General features: G+C 64.2%; 15 protein-coding genes. 10 read left to right on the top strand and 5 right to left on the bottom strand.

Annotated features, from left to right (window positions below):
- Positions 1-2: 2 nt before the first annotated feature.
- Both ACQY4T_RS02960 and ACQY4T_RS02955 read left to right on the top strand, forming a co-directional pair.
- Positions 3-212 (top strand): hypothetical protein, encoded by a 210-nt coding sequence (locus ACQY4T_RS02960; RefSeq protein ID WP_428537447.1) that lies wholly within the window; start codon positions 3-5, stop codon positions 210-212.
- Between the two features lie 18 nt (positions 213-230).
- On the top strand, positions 231-398 hold the full coding sequence (locus tag ACQY4T_RS02955; protein ID WP_428537444.1) for a hypothetical protein: 168 nt from the start codon (positions 231-233) through the stop codon (positions 396-398).
- Between the two features lie 4 nt (positions 399-402).
- Here ACQY4T_RS02955 and ACQY4T_RS02950 read toward each other — a convergent pair whose 3' ends face one another.
- Complete coding sequence (locus ACQY4T_RS02950; RefSeq protein WP_428537441.1) at positions 403-1,089, bottom strand: RraA family protein; 687 nt, start codon at positions 1,087-1,089, stop codon at positions 403-405.
- A 44-nt stretch (positions 1,090-1,133) separates the two neighbouring features.
- The gene (locus tag ACQY4T_RS02945; RefSeq protein WP_428537438.1) at positions 1,134-1,571 is read right to left on the bottom strand and encodes a phasin family protein; all 438 of its coding nucleotides are present in this window, start codon (positions 1,569-1,571) and stop codon (positions 1,134-1,136) included.
- A 145-nt stretch (positions 1,572-1,716) separates the two neighbouring features.
- Between ACQY4T_RS02945 and ACQY4T_RS02940 the strand changes: the two genes are divergently transcribed.
- The 4 genes from ACQY4T_RS02940 (at position 1,717) to ACQY4T_RS02925 (ending at position 5,871) form a co-directional block, all read left to right on the top strand.
- Positions 1,717-2,460 (top strand): DsbA family oxidoreductase, encoded by a 744-nt coding sequence (locus ACQY4T_RS02940; RefSeq protein ID WP_428537435.1) that lies wholly within the window; start codon positions 1,717-1,719, stop codon positions 2,458-2,460.
- Positions 2,461-2,467: 7 nt separating this feature from the next.
- Positions 2,468-3,628 carry an acyltransferase family protein gene (locus tag ACQY4T_RS02935; RefSeq protein ID WP_428537432.1) on the top strand — a complete coding sequence of 387 codons (1,161 nt, stop codon included), beginning with the start codon at positions 2,468-2,470 and terminating at the stop codon, positions 3,626-3,628.
- 163 nt (positions 3,629-3,791) lie between these two features.
- Complete coding sequence (locus ACQY4T_RS02930) at positions 3,792-5,090, top strand: O-acetylhomoserine aminocarboxypropyltransferase/cysteine synthase family protein (protein WP_428537429.1); 1,299 nt, start codon at positions 3,792-3,794, stop codon at positions 5,088-5,090.
- 67 nt (positions 5,091-5,157) lie between these two features.
- Complete coding sequence (locus ACQY4T_RS02925; RefSeq protein WP_428537426.1) at positions 5,158-5,871, top strand: SDR family oxidoreductase; 714 nt, start codon at positions 5,158-5,160, stop codon at positions 5,869-5,871.
- 6 nt (positions 5,872-5,877) lie between these two features.
- On the opposite strand, the gene ACQY4T_RS02920 is transcribed toward ACQY4T_RS02925, so the two are convergent.
- Entirely contained in the window at positions 5,878-7,611 is a 1,734-nt protein-coding gene (locus ACQY4T_RS02920; RefSeq protein ID WP_428537423.1) for a glutamine--tRNA ligase/YqeY domain fusion protein, read from the bottom strand.
- Between the two features lie 229 nt (positions 7,612-7,840).
- Here ACQY4T_RS02920 and ACQY4T_RS02915 point away from each other — a divergent pair, with 229 nt between their 5' ends.
- Positions 7,841-8,689, top strand: coding sequence for a hypothetical protein (locus tag ACQY4T_RS02915; protein WP_428537420.1), 849 nt, complete (start codon positions 7,841-7,843; stop codon positions 8,687-8,689).
- Positions 8,690-8,703: 14 nt separating this feature from the next.
- Here ACQY4T_RS02915 and ACQY4T_RS02910 read toward each other — a convergent pair whose 3' ends face one another.
- A complete protein-coding gene (locus ACQY4T_RS02910) occupies positions 8,704-12,282 on the bottom strand; it encodes a hydantoinase B/oxoprolinase family protein (protein WP_428537417.1) in 3,579 nt (1,192 codons plus the stop codon).
- A gap of 135 nt (positions 12,283-12,417) precedes the next feature.
- Here ACQY4T_RS02910 and ACQY4T_RS02905 point away from each other — a divergent pair, with 135 nt between their 5' ends.
- Genes ACQY4T_RS02905 through pgi form a run of 3 tightly spaced genes read left to right on the top strand, consistent with a single transcriptional unit; the run spans position 12,418 to position 16,482 of the window.
- Complete coding sequence (locus ACQY4T_RS02905; RefSeq protein WP_428537414.1) at positions 12,418-13,800, top strand: aspartate aminotransferase family protein; 1,383 nt, start codon at positions 12,418-12,420, stop codon at positions 13,798-13,800.
- Positions 13,801-13,831: 31 nt separating this feature from the next.
- Positions 13,832-14,863 (top strand): MBL fold metallo-hydrolase, encoded by a 1,032-nt coding sequence (locus ACQY4T_RS02900; protein WP_428537411.1) that lies wholly within the window; start codon positions 13,832-13,834, stop codon positions 14,861-14,863.
- Positions 14,860-16,482, top strand: coding sequence for a glucose-6-phosphate isomerase (gene pgi / locus ACQY4T_RS02895; RefSeq protein WP_428537408.1), 1,623 nt, complete (start codon positions 14,860-14,862; stop codon positions 16,480-16,482). The genes ACQY4T_RS02900 and pgi overlap by 4 nt, the downstream gene beginning before the upstream one ends.
- Before the next feature lie 14 nt (positions 16,483-16,496).
- Here the strand turns inward: pgi and ACQY4T_RS02890 are convergent, their stop codons facing one another.
- The gene (locus ACQY4T_RS02890; RefSeq protein WP_428537405.1) at positions 16,497-17,741 is read right to left on the bottom strand and encodes an LLM class flavin-dependent oxidoreductase; all 1,245 of its coding nucleotides are present in this window, start codon (positions 17,739-17,741) and stop codon (positions 16,497-16,499) included.
- Positions 17,742-17,812 lie beyond the last annotated feature (71 nt).

Genomic DNA, 17,812 nt, shown 5'->3' with positions numbered 1-17,812 from the left:
CGATGGAGGAGGTCCAGGCGCCGATCATCTGCAACCAGATCGAGTATGACGTTCTGATCGACCAAACGCCGGTGTTAAGCTGGACGCGGGCGCGTGGCGTCGTGGCAGTGGCGCACGTGCCGCTGGCCGAAGGGCGGTTGGCGGAGCACGAGGTGCTGGCGGCGATTGGACGGCGTTATGACGCGGACGCCGCACAGGTCGCGCTGGCGTGACTGCTGGATCAGCCGGACATGGCGGTGATTCCGAAAGCGGCGCGGCCGGGGAGTCAAGTCGCCAATCTGCAGGCGATGCAGCTGTGTCTGGATGATGCCGACCGTGCCGCGATCGCCGCCCTGCCAAAGACGCTGCGCTGCTTGAATCCGCCGTTCGCGCCGATATGGGATGCGGTGATTCGGTGACCGATCAGCCTTCGATGATGACCGAGCTTTCAATAAATCGCTGCGCACCCGCAGCCATCGTCATACCCTGCTGGACCAGCGCGATCGTCCGAGCCTCGGCCGAACGGACCTGGGCGAGGCGATCTAGCACCCGGCGCAGCCGCCCCGCTGGTATCACCACGACGCCGTCGGCGTCGCCGACGATGACGTCGCCCGGGGAGACGTGGACATCGCCCAGCGTCACCGCGGCGCCGACCACGCCGGGACCGTTCATGGCCGGCGAGTTCGGCTGGATGCCTTGGCAGAACACCGGCAATCCGGTCGCCACGATCCCTGCTTTGTCGCGCGCCAGACCGTCGGTGACGAAAGCCGCGACACCCTTGTTCTTCATCATCCCGGCGGCGATGTCGCCGAGCACGGCGGTCCGGGTGTAGGCGTCGTTCGCCAGCACGATGACATCGCCGGGCTGGGCCTCGGACAGGGCGCCGAACATGGCGACGATGTCGGCAGGATAGGCGAACGCGGTCAGTGCCGGCCCGACGAATGATGCGTTGGCCGGGTCTAGCGGCTTGATGCGGTAGTCGAGCGCGCCGCGCCCATCCATCGCATCAGCCAGATGCGAGGTTTGGGCACCGCGGAATGCCTCGATCAGCGCCTTTTCGGGGCGGCGAAAGCCGCGGTGGATAATGAGCGGCGGTGGGTTTTCGAGCACTATGAGGCGCTCCTGCGATGTGGATCGGAGATCGGGAGCACAATTCAGCGGCCGGATTTGTCGGCCAGCGCCTTGACCTCATCCATCGCCTCGGCGAAGCGGGCGTTCAGCAGGTTGACCGCCTCGGCGTTGGAGTGCTGGATCAGGTCACCGAGTTCCTTCATGTTGGCTACGGTCCGTTCGTAGGCCTGCTTCAGCAGTTCGGCCTGCTTGGCGGCTTTGGCCTGTGGCGCTTCGACCGAGGACATCGCGCGCACCGCTTCGGTCAGTTCCGCCATGCTCTGTTGCAGGATTTCCATATGCCGCCGGCCGACCGCCTGGGCGCCCTCAAGCGCAACTTTATTGGCGGCGGTGAGGGTTTCCATGTTTCGCCGGCTGGCGTTGACGAAAGCCTCCATGTCAGGGACCGCGGGAAGCTTCATGTCGGCGAAGAGCTTGCCGAAATCGCCGAAGTCGGCCATCGATTTGGGGGGAAATGCCATGCTGGAGCTCCTTATGTTGGCCCGGTTCGGCACCAGAGCCGAGATTAGGCTGGTCGGCTGGGAAAACCAAGACTGCCAGTGGGCGTTGGCGGCCGAGGTATAAGACCGGCGCGGTCGGACCATGTATTGGGAAAGGAGATCGGTGATGGCAAATGACGGACCTTTCAACGCGCTACTCGGCGGTGAGGCGGAGACGGACTCGCGCCGGGCCGATGCCGCGGCGATCGGGGCGCGAATCGACATCGTATCGGATGCGATTTGTCCATGGTGCTATGTCGGCAAACGGCAGTTGGAGCGGGCGCTGGCAAAGCTGGCGCCAGAGGGGTTGAAGTTTCAGGTCCACTGGAATCCGTTTCAACTCAATCCGGACATGCCAAAGGAGGGGCGTGACCGCTTGGCGTATCGGGCGTGGAAGTTCGGCAGCGCCGAGAAGGCCGCCGCGCTGGACCACCGGATCACCGAGGCGGCGGCGTCGGTGGGCCTTGGGTTCCGCACGGACTTGATGACGCGCACGCCGAACACGATCGATGCGCATCGGTTGATCTGGTTCGCCGAACAGAACGGGGACCAGGACGCGGCGATGGAGGCGGTGTTCAGGGCGTACTTCATCGAGGGCCGCGATATCGGCGAGCAGGGGGTGCTGGTGGATTGCGCCGAGCAGGCGGGATTGCCGCGGCCGGGGGTGGTGACCTTCCTGGCGGGCGACGTCGCCGAGGCGGAGATGCGGGCGGCGGATCGCGCGGCGCGGGAGGCGGGAGTGTCGGGGGTGCCGTCGTTTTTCCTGGATGGGTATGGCCTGTTCTCCGGTGCGATGGACTCCGATAAAATTGCTGATGCGTTTCGACATGGACGTGGTATATTGCGCAATCGACAGGATTCAACCATGTGAGGTCTCGGTGGGCGAACTGCGGAAACCACATTTCGCGTATATCGAATGTGTCCGCGGTTACGCCATCCTACTGGTGATAATCTGCCACGGGACGTATCTGTTTCCTGATCTGCCGTACCCGGTTCATCGGATTAGCGTGCTGGGGTGGCATGGTGTGCAGCTATTTTTTCTGGCCAGCACCGTCACCCTGATGATGTCGTGGAAGTTCGAAAAAATCCGCAATGGCTCGGTCGATGTCAGGGCGTTCTTCTTGCGTCGATTCTTCCGGATTGCACCGGCCTACTATTTGGCTTCCATATTGTATTTTTTCCTGCAGCCGCCGGCCGGGGGATTCGACCTGCTGCAGGCGGCTGCGAGTTATGTCTTCGTCAACGGTTGGCACCCAGTCCTGATGGGAGTGACCAAGGGGGCTTGGTCGGTTGTGCCGGGCGGTTGGAGCATTGGCATCGAGTTCACGTTCTATAGCGCTTTTCCCATTCTTGCCTGCGTCATCACGTCACTCAGGCGGGCTATCTTGCTGTTTCTGGGCACACTGCTTGCCGGGGCGACACTGAATTCGATGCTGTGGCCGCATTTAACGGCAACGTTCGGCATGGCGCCAGCCGACAATTTTCTATATTTCTGGTTTCCCAACCAGATGAGTGTTTTTGCACTTGGCCTGTGTTTGTTCTTCATCCTCGAGAGGATCCGTGACCGCGGGTCCATGCCGCGATTGCACCCTGACTTGATCGCGTCACTCTCTGCCGTGATGTTTGCCAGTTGCGGGTTCATCCCGATGCCACACTGGCTGACGTTGCGGCTGTCGTTGCCCCCGACGTTTCTTCTCGCGAGCCTCGCGTTCGCGGTTTTTATGCTTGCCCTGGCGCGGTCTCGGACAGGGGTCTTTGTCAATCCGCCAATGGCGCTGATCGGCCGCGTCAGCTTTAGTGCTTATCTTCTGCATTTCGCGGCACTGAAGATTGTTTCGGATCAACCCATTCTTTGGCGCTGCCTTCACAGCAGTGGCTGGTTTTCCATCGTGGCTTTCGGTGCGGTGATGACTGGGGTTGTGGCGGTCGTAGTGGCGGCATCGTGGCTTAGCTACCGCTGCATTGAACTGCCGGGTATTGCCGTGGGAAAGGCGCTGATCCAGCGGCGTGGACGAGCAATCCCACAAGGTCTTGCCTGAAGCGATCACTGCCGTCAGACAGGTGCGATCGACTTTCCCGGGTAATCGGCAACCGGCAGTCGATGCCAGGACAAAGTGTTTTTGGGCAGCTTCCCCTTCCGCCGTTTACCCGATCCTGAGTCGGACTATAGTGCAAACGGCTTCCCACAGAGGAAACAGTGCCATGAGTAATCAGCCGAAACACCCCGAGACCCTGGCTCTGCACGCCGGCTGGCGGCGTGACAGCGCGACCAATTCGGTCGCGGTGCCGATCTACCAGACGACGTCGTATCAGTTCGACAGCGCCGAACACGCGGCCAAGTTGTTCGGGCTGCAGCAACTGGGTAATATCTACACCCGCATCATGAACCCGACGAACGACGTGCTGGAGCAGCGGCTGGCTGCGATCGAAGGCGGAACAGCGGCGCTGGCGGTGGGTTCGGGTCAAGCTGCGTCGGCATTCTCGGTGCAAAACCTGGCCAAGGTGGGCGACAATTTCGTCTGCTCCACCGACCTTTACGGGGGCACCTGGAACCTGTTCGCCAACACCCTGAAGGATCAGGGTATCGAGGCGCGCTTTGTCGATCCGAACGATCCGGAAGGCTTTGCCCGCGCCACCGACGACCGAACCCGGGCGTATTACGCGGAGACGCTGCCGAACCCGAAGCTGATCGCGTTTCCGATCGCCGAGGTGGCGGCGATCGGGCGGTCGTTCGGGGTGCCACTGATCATGGACAATACCGCGGCGCCGCTGCTGGTGCGCCCGTTCGATCACGGCGCGGCGGTGGTGATGTATTCCACCACCAAGTATATCGGCGGCCACGGCACCTCGATCGGCGGCATCGTCATCGATGGCGGCAACTTCGACTGGGAAGCCAACCCGTCCCGACAGCCGGCAATGAACACCCCGGACCCATCCTATCATGGCGCGGTCTGGTCGCAGGCCGCCAAGCCGCTCGGCCCGATCGCCTACATTCTGAAGATGCGGGTGACGTTGCTGCGCGACCTGGGTGCGGCAATGGCACCGATGAATGCGTTTCTGTTCATTCAGGGCATCGAGACCCTGCCGCTGCGTATGCGGGAACACAGCCGCAACGCGCTGGCGGTCGCCAACTATCTCGCCGGGCGCAAGGACGTGTCCAGGGTTATCCACCCGGCACACCACAAGGGGATTGGCGCGGAGCGGACCGCGAAATACCTGCCGCACGGTCATGGCGGCCTGATGGGGTTCGAGCTGGCGGGCGGCGCCGACGCCGGGCGCCGGTTCATCGATGCGCTGAAGCTGTTCTACCATGTAGCAAACATCGGCGATGCCCGCAGCCTGGCGATCCACCCGGCGAGTACCACCCACTCGCAGCTAACCGAATCCGAGCAGGCGGCCACCGGTGCGACGCCGGGCTATGTGCGGCTGTCGATCGGGCTTGAGCACATCGACGACATCCTGGCCGATCTGTCGCAGGCGCTCGACGCGGCAAAGGGCTGAACGGGCAGCAGATCGAACCCGCGGCGTTGCCGGCGCTTTCAGCTCCGATTGTTATTCGGAGATGAACATGGATGCAGCATCCTCGCGGATCGCACTGGTGTCAGGCGGTGCGAAGGGAATCGGCGCGGGCATCGCGGCGCGTCTGGCGCGCGACGGTTGGCGTTTGGTGGTGGCGGATCGCGATCCCGCGGGCGGGGCGCCGTCCGGCGGGCGTTACGTGATATGCGATGTCGGTGACGAGGCGGCGGTCGCGGCGTTGCTGCGATCCGTCGCGGCGACGGAACAGCGGCTGGATGCGCTGATTTGCAATGCCGGCTACATGATTCGCAAGCCGATCGCCGAGCTGACGCTGGCTGAATGGTCCTCGATGCTGACAACCAACCTGACCAGCGCGTTTCTGCTGGTGCGCGAGGCCGAGGCGTTGCTGCGCGCGGCTAACGGCGCGGTGGTGACGATCGCATCCTCGCGGGCGCGAATGTCGGAACCGGATACCGAGTGCTATTCGGCTTCGAAGGGTGGGCTGGTTGCCCTGACGCACGCGTTGGCGATCAGCCTGGGGCCCGACGTCAGGGTCAACTGCGTCAGCCCGGGCTGGATTCTGACCAAGGGGCCGGAGCCGACCGAGGCGGAACAGGCGTTTCATCCGGCCGGACGGGTCGGGCGGCCAGATGATATCTCAGGCCTGGTCGCGTTCCTGGTCGGGCCCGAAAGCCTTTTCATCACCGGGGCGGAGTTCGTGGTGGACGGCGGGGTTACGCGCAAGATGATCTATCCGGAATGACCGTGATCAGGCGGTCGCTTGACCACTCGCTCCGGCTTGCAGCCTGGCCCAGGTATCGCGCAGCCCGACCGTGCGGTTGAACACCGGGCGTTCGGGGAGGGTATCGGGATCGAGGGCGAAATACCCGGTGCGTTCGAATTGCACCGCCTCGCCCAACGCCGCGTGCAACAATGTCGGCTCGACCAGGCAGCCGGTCAGCACTTCGAGCGAGTGCGGGTTCAGGTCGGCCAGGACGTCGCCGTCGGCGCCGGGATCGGGGCGGCTGAACAGGTGCGAGTACAGCCGAATATCGGCCGGCCCGGCGTCAGCGGCGGCGACCCAGTGCAGGGTGGCCTGGACCTTGCGGCCATCGGGCGCGTTGCCGCCCTTTGACGCGGGATCGTAAGTGCAGCGCAGCGCGACGACAGTGCCGGCGCTGTCCTTTACCACCTCGCGGCAGGTGACGAAGTAGCCGTAGCGCAGGCGGACTTCCTTGCCGGGGGAAAGCCGGTAGAACTTCTTCGGCGGCTGCTCCATGAAGTCGTCCTGCTCGACGTAGAGTTCGCGCCCGAAGGTGAGCGGCCGGCTGCCGGCGTCAGGGTCGTCAGGGTGGTTGCGCGCCTGCAGCGTCTCGGTCTGGCCTTCGGGGTAGTTTTCGATGATCAGCTTCAGCGGCCGCAGCACCGCCATGCGGCGGGGTGCCAGCGGGTTGAGGGTATCGCGGATCGCCGAATCTAGCATCGCCACGTCGACCGTGCTGTAGGCCCGGGCGACGCCGACGCGGCGGATGAATTCGCGCAGCGCGGCCGCCGGAACGCCGCGGCGGCGCAAGCCAGCCAGCGTCGGCATGCGCGGATCGTCCCAGCCGGTGACGTGGTGTTCGGTGACCAGCCGGGTGAGGTGGCGCTTGGACAGCACGGTGTAGCTGACGTTCAGCCGGGCAAACTCGTATTGCCGCGGGCGGGACGGAACCGGCAGGTTGTCGATCAGCCAATCGTACAGCGGGCGGTGATCCTCGAATTCCAGCGTGCAGACACTGTGGGTGATATGCTCGATGGCGTCGGACTGGCCGTGGGCAAAGTCGTAGGTCGGGTAGATCGACCAGGTATCGCCGGTGCGCGGATGAGGGGTGTGCAGGATGCGATACAACACCGGATCGCGCAGGTTCATGTTGCCCGAGGCCATGTCGATCTTGGCTCGCAGCACGCGGGCGCCGTTGGCGAATTCGCCGGCGCGCATGCGGCGGAAAAGATCGAGGTTTTCATCGACCGACCGATACCGGTCGGGGCTGTTCTGGCCGGGTTCGGTCAGCGTGCCGCGCTGCGAGCGCATGGCCTCCGGCGGAGTGTCGTCGACATAGGCCTTGCCGACGCGGATCAGGTGTTCGGCCCAGCTGTAGAGTTGCTCGAAATAGTCCGAGGCGTAGTACAGGTGATCGCCCCAGTCGAAGCCCAGCCAGCGGACGTCGCGCTGGATGGCGTCGATGAAAAGTTGCTCCTCCTTGATCGGGTTGGTGTCGTCGAAGCGCAGATGGCACTGGCCGGCGAAGTCTCGGGCGACACCGAAATTGAGGCAGATCGATTTGGCGTGTCCGAGGTGCAGGAAGCCGTTCGGTTCCGGCGGGAAGCGGGTGACCACGGCAGTAGCGCGTCCGGCGTCCAGATCGGCCTGCACGATGTCCCGGATGAAGTCGCGTCCGGCTTCGGATGCGCCCGAATCGCCGGTTGCCTTATTGCCCGTTGTTGTCTCGCTTTCCACCATGCCTCCGGTTCCAGAGTACCCTCGCCGATAGGGCGCATGGCGTTCACTATACAAATGGCGCGGCTTTGGCGACTGTTCAGGTGTTGTTCCGGATGACGGCAGGGGGGCGACGGGTTTGGTAAGCTGTCAGGCGTCTGCTAGTTTCGTTGCGTTCAGCTGGCAACACTTCTTTGGTTTGTTTAGTGCAGTCGTTATCCGAGCGGATGGCCAACAATCTCGGGCAGCTATAATGCGTCCCTGGTCCGGCCCAGGCGTCGCCATGCTGATGGCCTTGCTACCGGTCGCACCCGCGCATGCTCAGCCGCCGGGACCGCAGAACACCACGGTCAACATCAACTATGTCTATGCCGCTTCGCTTGGCTTCGGCGGATATTCGCTTGGCGGTCTTTCGGCCGATGTCTACACGCTGCCGCTGTCGTATGATTTGCCGGCCGGTCCTCGCGACCAATGGACGCTCAAGCTGCTGATGCCGATCCAGGTCGGGTTCTATGACTTCAACGCCACGGTGGCGGGCGAGAGGATCTCAGTCTCGCAGCAGTCTCTGACGGCGGTGCCGGGCGCTGAACTGCAGATCCCGATCAACGACTGGTTCATGGTCAAGCCGTTCGCCCAAGGCGGTGTCGGGCATGCGTTCGGCACCGGCAGTTCAAATCCCAATGCATGGGTCTATCTGGCTGGTGCCCGCTCGGTCGCGCAATGGCGAGCCGGCGACTACACAATTTCGCTTGGCAACGCGACGATTTACGCCGGGGATACGACCGCCGGTTCGGGGTTTGCCGAACACTATATTTCGTTGCAGGTTGCCGCTGAGGTGCGTCGCCCGCTTGGCTTTCGGATCGGCCATTGGACACCTGATCTTGGGATCTTTGTAGCGGAATACTACTATCCGTCCCCGCTGGTGTTCTCACGCTATCTGCGCACGCCGCTGCGGATCGACAATCAAAACGAGATCGGCTTCTCGATCGGGGGCGCGGAGCCGTTCAAGCTGCTGTCGCTGGCCAACCCCCGGATCGGTGCCGGGATCGTCTTTGGCGGCGGCCTGAAAGTGTATCACATCAACTTCGGATTTCCGTTCTGAATCGGATCGGCGGCTTAGGGCCGGCCATAGCCTCCGCCGCCAGGTGTCTGGATGACGAAGGCGTCGCCGGGTCCTAGCTCGGCGCGGTCGGTTCCGGTCAGCGACTGGCTCGTGCCGTCGGCCCGCTCCACCCATTGCAGGCCTGGCAGGCCGTCATCGCCGCCTTCCAGGCCGAACGGGGCAACCTCACGGCGGGAGGATACGATGACCGCGGTCATCGGCTGCAGGAAACGAATGCGGCGCACCGCTCCGTCGCCGCCGCGCCACTTTCCGGCACCCCCCGAACCTTTGCGGATAGCGAACAGTTCCTGCCACACCGGGTAGCGCAGTTCGAGGATTTCGGGATCGGTCATGCGGGTATTGGTCATGTGAGTCTGGATCGCCGAGGTGCCGTCGAAGCCCGGTCCGGCGCCGGTGCCGCCGCAGATGGTCTCGTAGTATTGCCGAGTGGCGTCGCCGAACAGGAAGTTGTTCATCGTCGCCTGCGAGCAGGCAATCACACCCAACGCACCGAAAATCGCATTGCAGGTAGCCTGGGACACCTCGGTGTTGCCGGCGACGACGGCCGCTCCGGGATGCGGCGAAAGAAACGTCCCCGGCGGAATGATCAGGGTCAGCGGCTTCAGGCAGCCGTCATTGAGCGGAATGTCGTCGCCGACCAGGCAACGGAAGACGTAAAGCACGGCCGCCCTGGTGACCGCGGGCGGGGAGTTGAAATTGCCCTCGTGCTGCGCCCCGGTACCCGTGAAGTCGACGACGGCGCTGCGTGATTCGCGATCGACGCTGATCGAGACGCACAACGCCCGGCCATTGTCCATCTTGTAGTCGAAACGGCCCGAACCAAGCCGTTCGATAACCCGACGCACGGACTGCTCGGCGTTGTCCATGACGTGGCGCATATACGCACTGACCACCGGCCAGCCGAACTGGCCGACCACGCGGGCGAGTTCCTGGACGCCTTTTTCGTTGGCGGCGACCTGGGCCTTGATGTCGGCGACGTTCACGTCCGGGCTGCGAGCCGGGTATTTCGCCCCGGCCAAAAGCTCGCGAAACTCCGATTCACGAAAATTTCCGCCATCGACCAACAGGAAATCGTCGATCACCACGCCTTCTTCTTCCAGCGTGCGCGACATCGGCGGCGTCGAGCCGGGCGTGATCCCTCCGACATCGGCATGATGGCCGCGGCTGCCGACGAAAAACAGGATATCGTTGCCGGCCTCATCGAACACCGGTGTAATGACGGTGATGTCGGGCAGATGAGTGCCGCCGTTGAACGGGTTGTTCAGCGCCACAACATCGCCCGGCTTCAGGCTGTCGCGGCGGTGGTCGAGCACGGTGCGGACACTTTCGCCCATGGCGCCGAGATGCACCGGAACGTGCGGCGCGTTGGCCACCAGGTTGCCGTCGGCGTCGAAGATGGCGCAGGAAAAATCCAGGCGTTCCTTGATGTTGACGCTCATCGATGTGTTCTGCAGCACCGCGCCGGTCTGTTCGGCGACGTTCATGAACAGGTTGTTGAACAGTTCGAGCAACACCGGATCGGGCCGTTCGCTGTCAGCCGACACGCGGCTGGGCAATGCTTCGGTGCGGCGCAGGATCATGTGATCCAGCGCGGTGACCTCGGCGGTCCAGCCGGGTTCGATAACGGTGGTGGCGTTGGCCTCGCGGACCAGCGCCGGGCCGGCGATGTGGTCGCCGGCGAGCAGCGATGTGCGCTCCAGCACCGGGGTTTGTAGCGCGGCGTCGCCGGTAAAAATGGTGACGTGATCGATGGCTTCGGGGCCGCCGGTCTCGCGTGCGGGCAGCGTGGCGTCCTCGGCGACGGTGCCCGGCAGGGTGGCCTCGGCGGCGACGGTTTCGGCAACGACCGGGCGGTCGGGGGTGGCGAAGCCGAAGCGGGCACGGTGCGCGGCGGTAAAATCCGCCAGGATGGTTTCCAGGTCACTCAGGGCAACGATCAGCGCCGCTTCGGTTCCGGCGTAGCGCAGGTGCAGGGTTTTCGCGGCGGTCACATCCCCAGGGTTCGCGCCCTGGGCCTGTAACGCGGCGACCGCATCGGTGGCGAGGTTGTCGGCGAGGGCTTCGAGCTCGGGCATTGTCTCAGCGCCAAGCGGGATTTCGATTGCCTGCTGCTTCATCGCGGTCTGATCGGCCAGGCCCATCCCGTAGGCGGACAATACTCCGGCGTAGGGGTGGATGAAGACGGTCTCCATCCCCAAGGCGTCGGCAACGAGGCAGGCATGCTGACCGCCGGCGCCGCCGAAGCATTGCAACGCGAAGCGGGAGACGTCGTGGCCCTTCTGCACCGAGACCTGCTTGATCGCGTTCGCCATGTTGGCGACAGCGATTTGCAGGAAGCCCTCGGCGACCTGTTGCGGTGTGCGGCCGCCGCCGATCTGCTCGGCCAGGGCGGCGAATTTGGTTTGCACAATTTCGGCGTCGAGCGGCTGGTCGGCGCGCGGACCAAAGATCGGCGGGAAGTGCGCCGGCTGGATCTTGCCGACGCAAACATTGGCGTCGGTGACCGTCAGCGGGCCACCGCGTCGGTAGCAGGCCGGCCCGGGGTTGGCGCCGGCCGAATCCGGGCCAACCCGCATCCGCGCGCCGTCGAAATGCAGGATGGACCCGCCGCCGGCGGCAACCGTGTTGATCGCCATCATCGGCGCTCGCATCCGCACCCCGGCAACCGCAGTCTCGAACGCACGTTCAAACACGCCGGCATAGAGCGCGACGTCGGTGGAGGTGCCGCCCATGTCGAAGCCGATGATCTGATCCAGCCCAGCCATGCCGGCGGTGCGGGCAGCGCCGACGATGCCGCCGGCTGGGCCGGAGAGAATCGCGTCCTTGCCCTGGAAGGTTTCCGACGCGGTCAGGCCGCCGTTAGATTGCATGAAATAGACGCTGGTTCCAGGCAGCTCTCTGGCAACCTGATCGACATATCGTCGAAGAATGGGCGACAGATAGGCGTCCACCACCGTGGTATCGCCGCGCGGCACCAGCCGCAGCAGCGGACTGACGGCGTGGCTGGCCGAGACCTGGGTAAACCCGGCCTCGCGCGCGGTTTCGGCCAGGCGCTGTTCGTGCGCGGGGTATTTCCAGGCGTGCATCAGCACGATGGCGCAGGCTTCGATGCCATCGGCTCGGGCTTTCGCCATGATGTCGCGGGCCTGGGCGTCGTCGAGCGGCTCGATCTCGTCGCCGTCCACGCCGAAGCGGCCGGTGACCTCTTCGACGCGTTCGTACAACATCGGGGGCAGGGTGATGGCGAGATCGAACAGGCGGGGGCGCGCCTGGTTGCCGATGCGCAGGGCGTCGGCGAAACCGGTGTTGACCAATAGCAGGGTGCGGTCGCCCTTGCGCTCCAGCAAAGCATTGGTCGCGACGGTGGTGCCCATCTTCACCGCCTCGATCAGACCGTCGGGGATCGGCGCATCCGGCGCGACTCCCAAGATGGTCTTGATGCCGGCGATGGCAGCGTCCTGGTAGCGTTCAGGATTTTCCGACAGCAGTTTGTGGGTGGACAGCGCCCCCTTCGGATCGCGCGCGACGATATCGGTGAAGGTGCCGCCGCGGTCGATCCAGAATTGCCACATCAGCGTGTCCTGCCAGTCGATAGGTGGCGCATGAGGGCAGATTTGCGCCGCCCGAGGCAACCCCCGAGGCGGGATTGGTGCATGGCTTGCCGCGCGGCGCTATACAGGGGGGCACCGAAGCCAGAAGGATGGTTCATGTCCGCCAGCACGTTGCCGAACGCCACTTTGACCGCGACCTATGAGGCGCTGACCCCGGGGTCCGCCGCGCTGGCCGCGAAGGCGCGCGAGGTGATGCCGAGCGGCCTCGCGCACGACAGCCGGCATTTTGATCCGTATCCGTTATATGTCCAGCGGGCGCTGGGGCCGGTGAAGTGGGATGTCGATAACAACAAATATGTTGACTACTTTGGCGGCCATGGCGCGCTGATCCTGGGGCACAACCACCCGGCGGTGATGGCGGCGGTGCATGCGGCATTGGAACGCGGCACCCATTTCGGCGCCTGCCACGAGTTGGAGGTGCGCTGGGCTGAACTGGTCACCAAGATGGTGCCGTCAGCGGAACGGGTTCGCTTCACCTCGTCCGGCACCGAGGCGACATTGATCGCGCTGCGGCTGGCCCGGGCCTACACCGGACGATCGAAACTGGTGCGATTCCGTGGGCATTTCCATGGCTGGCACGACCACATGACCAGCGGATACACCAATCATTTCGACGGATCGGCGACCAGCGGCGTGATCCAGGGCGTGGCCGACAACGTGCTGCTGTGCGATGCCAACGATGTCGATGGGATCACGCGGATCTTCAACGATCACAAGGATATCGCCGCGGTGATCCTGGAGCCTACGGGTGCGAATTTCGGCAAGATGCCGATCCTGCCGTCGTTCCTGACAATGCTGCGGGACCTGACGCAGCAAGCCGGCACGTTGTTGATCTTCGACGAGGTGGTGACCGGGTTCCGGGTGTCTCCGGGAGGCGTGCAGGCGGTGCTTGGGATCACGCCGGACATGACGACGCTGGCGAAGATCCTGTCCGGCGGGTTGCCGGGCGGCGCAGTGGTCGGGCGGAAGGACATCATGGACTGGCTGGACTTCAAGGTGAGCAAGCAGGCGGCCAGGGAGAAGATCACCCATCTGGGGACATTCAATGCGAACCCGGTATCCGCGGCGGCCGGGATCGCCACGCTGGAAATCCTGGCCGGCACCGATGCCTGTGCCCGGGCCAATGCTTTCGGCACCGAGCTGCGCGCCAGGATGAACGAGGTGCTGGAGGAAGAGGAGGTGAAATGGGCGGTCCACGGTTCGTATTCCGGGATGCACATCTACACCAACCCGGAGGCCGCCGACATCGTGCCGAGCCGGTTCGATGCGGCGGGGTTCATTCAGAAGATGATCGACAAGCCTCGGGGTGAGGGCGTGACCGGGCAGGTTCGGATGGGGTTGCTGGTGAACGGCGTCGATATGAACTCGGGGCCGTCCGGGACGATCTCGGCGATGCATGGGGAGGAGGAGATGGCGATCACTGTCGATGCGTTCCGAGCGACGCTGCGGGCGTTGAAGCGGGAGGGGGCGATCCGGTAGGGGTGTTGCTGGCGCCCGATGGTGGCCGGTGATGCGGCAATCCTTCCCGCTGTCCGACCACTGCGATGGACAGCGCTTCTTCAATCCGGGACCGAACCGGCCAGCGCGGGGATTGATGCAGGTGCTGCGCTGGCGCTTGCGTGGCGGGCGGGCTGCCTGGCCGGTGGAGGTTTCCGATCCGGAAGCCGCGCCGCCACCGGATGCGGTGGACTCGGGCAGCGTCGCGATCACCTTCATCAATCACGCCAGCTTCCTGATCCGGCTGCCTTGCGGCGTGGTGCTGACCGATCCGATCTTCAGCGAGCGTTGCTCCCCAGTCTCCTGGGCTGGACCGAGGCGCGCTCGGCGACCGGGTGTGGCGCTGGCTGATCTGCCGCGGCCGGATGTCGTGCTGCTGTCGCACAACCACTACGATCATATGGACTTTCCGACGCTGCGTGCGCTGCAGGCGCGCCATGCACCGCGGTTCGTCACCATGCTGGGCAATGCGCGTGGGTTGGCCGGGCTGGGGATCGTCGCCACCGAGCTGGATTGGTGGCAGGCGGTTTCGGTCGGACCGCTGCGCATCACCGCGACTCCGGCGCGGCACTTCTCGGCGCGCACGCCGTTCGATCGCAATCGCGCTTTGTGGGGCGGCTTCATGGTGGGCGGTGCGGCTGGGACGGTGTTGTTCGCGGGGGATTCCGGGGCCGGGCCGCATTGGGGCGATATCCGGACGCGGCTGGGGGCACCCGATGTCGCCCTGTTGCCGATCGGGGCGTATGAGCCTCGGTGGTTCATGGCGCCGGTGCACATGGACCCGGTGGAAGCGGTGCAGGCGCATTTGGCATTGGGCGCCGGGCGATCGGTGGGGATGCATTTCGGCACGTTCCATCTGACCGATGAGGCAATCGACGCGCCGCTTCGCGGATTGAAGGAGGCCTGCCGGCAGTTCGGGGTGGACAAGTTCGAGACGCTGGGGTTTGGCGAAACGAGGGTGTTCGAACTCGGCGGGCATCGACCTGATGGCGCCGACCGCCTATGTCGAAGCGCAAATGGCGTGAACACAGGAGAAGCTGGATGACCGCTCTTACCGCTACGCCGGCCTGGAAGGCACTGTCGTCGCATCATGCGCAGATCAAGGATCTGCATTTACGCAAGCTGTTTGCCGATGATCCTGGCCGAGCCGAGCGGTATTCGACGGAAGGCGGGGGCTTGTTCCTGGATTACTCGAAGAATCGCATCACCGACGAAACGCTTCGGCTGCTGTTGCAACTGGCGGAAGAACGCGGTGTGGCGAGACGGCGCGACGCGATGTTTGCCGGTGAGAAGATCAACACCACGGAACGCCGGGCCGTGCTGCACGTGGCGTTGCGCGCGCCGCGCGGCAGCCGCATCGCCGTCGATGGCGTGGACGTCGTACCCGACGTCCACAAGGTGCTGGACGCGATGGCCGATTTCGCGTCGCGGCTGCGCAGCGGCGGGTTCACTGGGCACACCGGCAAGCGCATCCGCAACGTGGTCAACATCGGCATCGGCGGGTCGTATCTAGGACCCGAGATGGCCTATCGCGCGCTGCGCCCGTTCAGCGACCGGGCGATGACGTTTCGCTTTGTCGCCAATGTCGATGGTGGGGATTTCACCGAAGCGACGCTGGATCTGAACGCGGAGGAGACGTTGTTCATCGTTTCTTCAAAGACATTCACCACGTTGGAGACGATGACCAACGCCGCGACGGCGCGTGCGTGGCTGGTGGGCAAGTTGGGCTCCGACGCAGCGGTTGCGAAGCACTTTGCGGCGGTGTCCACCAACATCGACGGGGTGACGAAATTCGGCATCGACCCGGCCAATACGTTCGGCTTCTGGGACTGGGTGGGCGGGCGTTATTCGATGGACAGCGCCATCGGGCTGTCCACCATGATCGCGATCGGGCCTGACAGTTTCCGCGCCATGCTGGGCGGTTTCCATGCAATGGACGAGCATTTTCGCACTGCCCCCGCGGCGCGAAACCTGCCCATGCTGCTCGGTTTGCTGACGGTCTGGTACAACAATTTCTTCGGCGCCCAAACCATCGGGGTGATGCCGTATTCAGCGCACCTGGCGCGCTTTCCGGCGTATTTGCAGCAGTTGCAGATGGAGAGCAACGGCAAGCACGTTGATTTCGATGGAGGCGTGGTTGACTACCAGACCGGCCCGATCATCTGGGGCGAGCCGGGCACCGACGGCCAGCATTCGTTCTATCAACTGCTGCACCAAGGCACCAAGCTGGTTCCGTGCGACATGATCGGGTTTTGCAAGCCTCTCAGCCCGTTGCACCAACAGCACGACCTGCTGATGGCTAATCTGTTTGCCCAGGCCGAGGCGTTGAGCTTCGGCAAAACCGAGCAGGAGCTGAAAGCGGAGGGCTCGCCGGATTTCCAGACTCCGTTCCGTGTCACCGAAGGCAACCGGCCGACCAACATGATTCTGGCCGACCGGCTCGATCCGGCGACGCTGGGTAGCCTGGTGGCGTTGTATGAGCACAACGTGTTTACCCAAGGGGCGATCTGGGGGATCGACAGCTACGATCAATGGGGTGTGGAGCTTGGCAAGGTTCTAGCCAGCCGCATCATTCCGGAGCTGGATCGCGGCACGGAACCGAAGCTGTCGCATGATGCTTCCACCAACGCGCTGATCAACCGCTATCGGCGCCAGCGCGGGTGAGGGTTTACCGGGCGCTAACGCGAGGCGGCTTTGGCCCGCGCGGCATCCAGGTCAGGGACGTTGCTCGCTGACGCGCCCAGCATCGATGACCGGGTGACCGCAAGGGCCGCGGCTGCGGCGTCGTTTTCCTTGATCTTGCTCATCACCGCTTCCTTGGCGCGGTCGAAGTACTCGCGGTTGTTGGCGACGAATTCGCGCGATTGGCGCAGCTTGGCGAGATATCCGTTGATTTCCGGGACTACATAGCGCGCCACCATGTCCCAACTTCGCATGGTGTTTTCCGGGTTGGCCCAATCGTGGACGAAGCCGACGACGGTGCCGAAGCCGCCGCTGACAGCCAACACCTCCTTGATCCGTTTCACCAGGTCGTCCGGGGTGCCGATGGTGGCGGCCGCGCTGTCGCCTAACGCGGTCTTGTCGACCGCCTCGTCGGGGGTCTTGAACGGTTTCGCGCCCGGGCGCTGCAGCGTGGCGGTGATGTATTCGTTATGGTGACGTAGCAGTCCGTCGCGGGCCTCGGCCCGTGCCTTCTCCCGGGTCTCGGCAATGTGCCAACTCAACAGCACGCGCCACTTCCCGCGATCCACGGTCTTGCCGTGTTTGGCGGCGGCGGATTCGGCGAAGCTCCATTGTGTCGGCAGGGCATTCAGGCCTTCCTGCGACAGCGATCCGATCGAGATGATGCCGATGCCGTGCTTGCCCGCCAAGGTCATGCCGGATGGGCTGATTTGCGAGGCCACGGCGAACGGTATGTCCTGCTGCAACGGCAGCAGTTGCAACGCGGCGTCCTGCATGGTGAACCAATCACTTTTCGCGGTCACCCGCTCACCGTTGAACAGCCGCAGGATGATGCCGATGGCCTCATCCTGGCGGTCGCGCAGCAGCATAGGATCGACGCCAAGGGTATGGGCGTCGGAGGCGAGCGCACCGGGGCCGGAACCGAAGATCACGCGCCCGCCAGTCATGTAGTCGAGTTGCACGATGCGCTGGGCGACGTTGAACGGATGGTGGTAAGGCAGCGACACCACCCCGGTGGCGAGCTTGATGCGTTTCGACCGCTCACCAGCGGCGGCGAGGAACATTTCCGGCGAGGCAATCATTTCCCAGCCGCTGGAGTGATGCTCGCCACACCAGAATTCGTCGTAGCCGAGCCTGTCCAGGTGCTCGACGAGATCGAGGTCGCGGCGGAACTGCAGCATGGGATGCTCGCCGATCGGATGGTGCGGTGCGAGGAAGGCGCCGAAGTTGAGGCGAGGCATGCTGCGCGGTCTCCAGTTATGGCGTGCGGGCAACACTACGAAGCCGACGCATGCGCGGCAACCTTTCGCCC

The sequence above is a fragment of the Rhodopila sp. genome (assembly GCF_965277825.1).
GTDB lineage: Bacteria > Pseudomonadota > Alphaproteobacteria > Acetobacterales > Acetobacteraceae > Rhodopila.
Note: the sequence above shows the minus strand (reverse complement) of the source record. Positions and strands in the feature narration are given on the sequence as shown.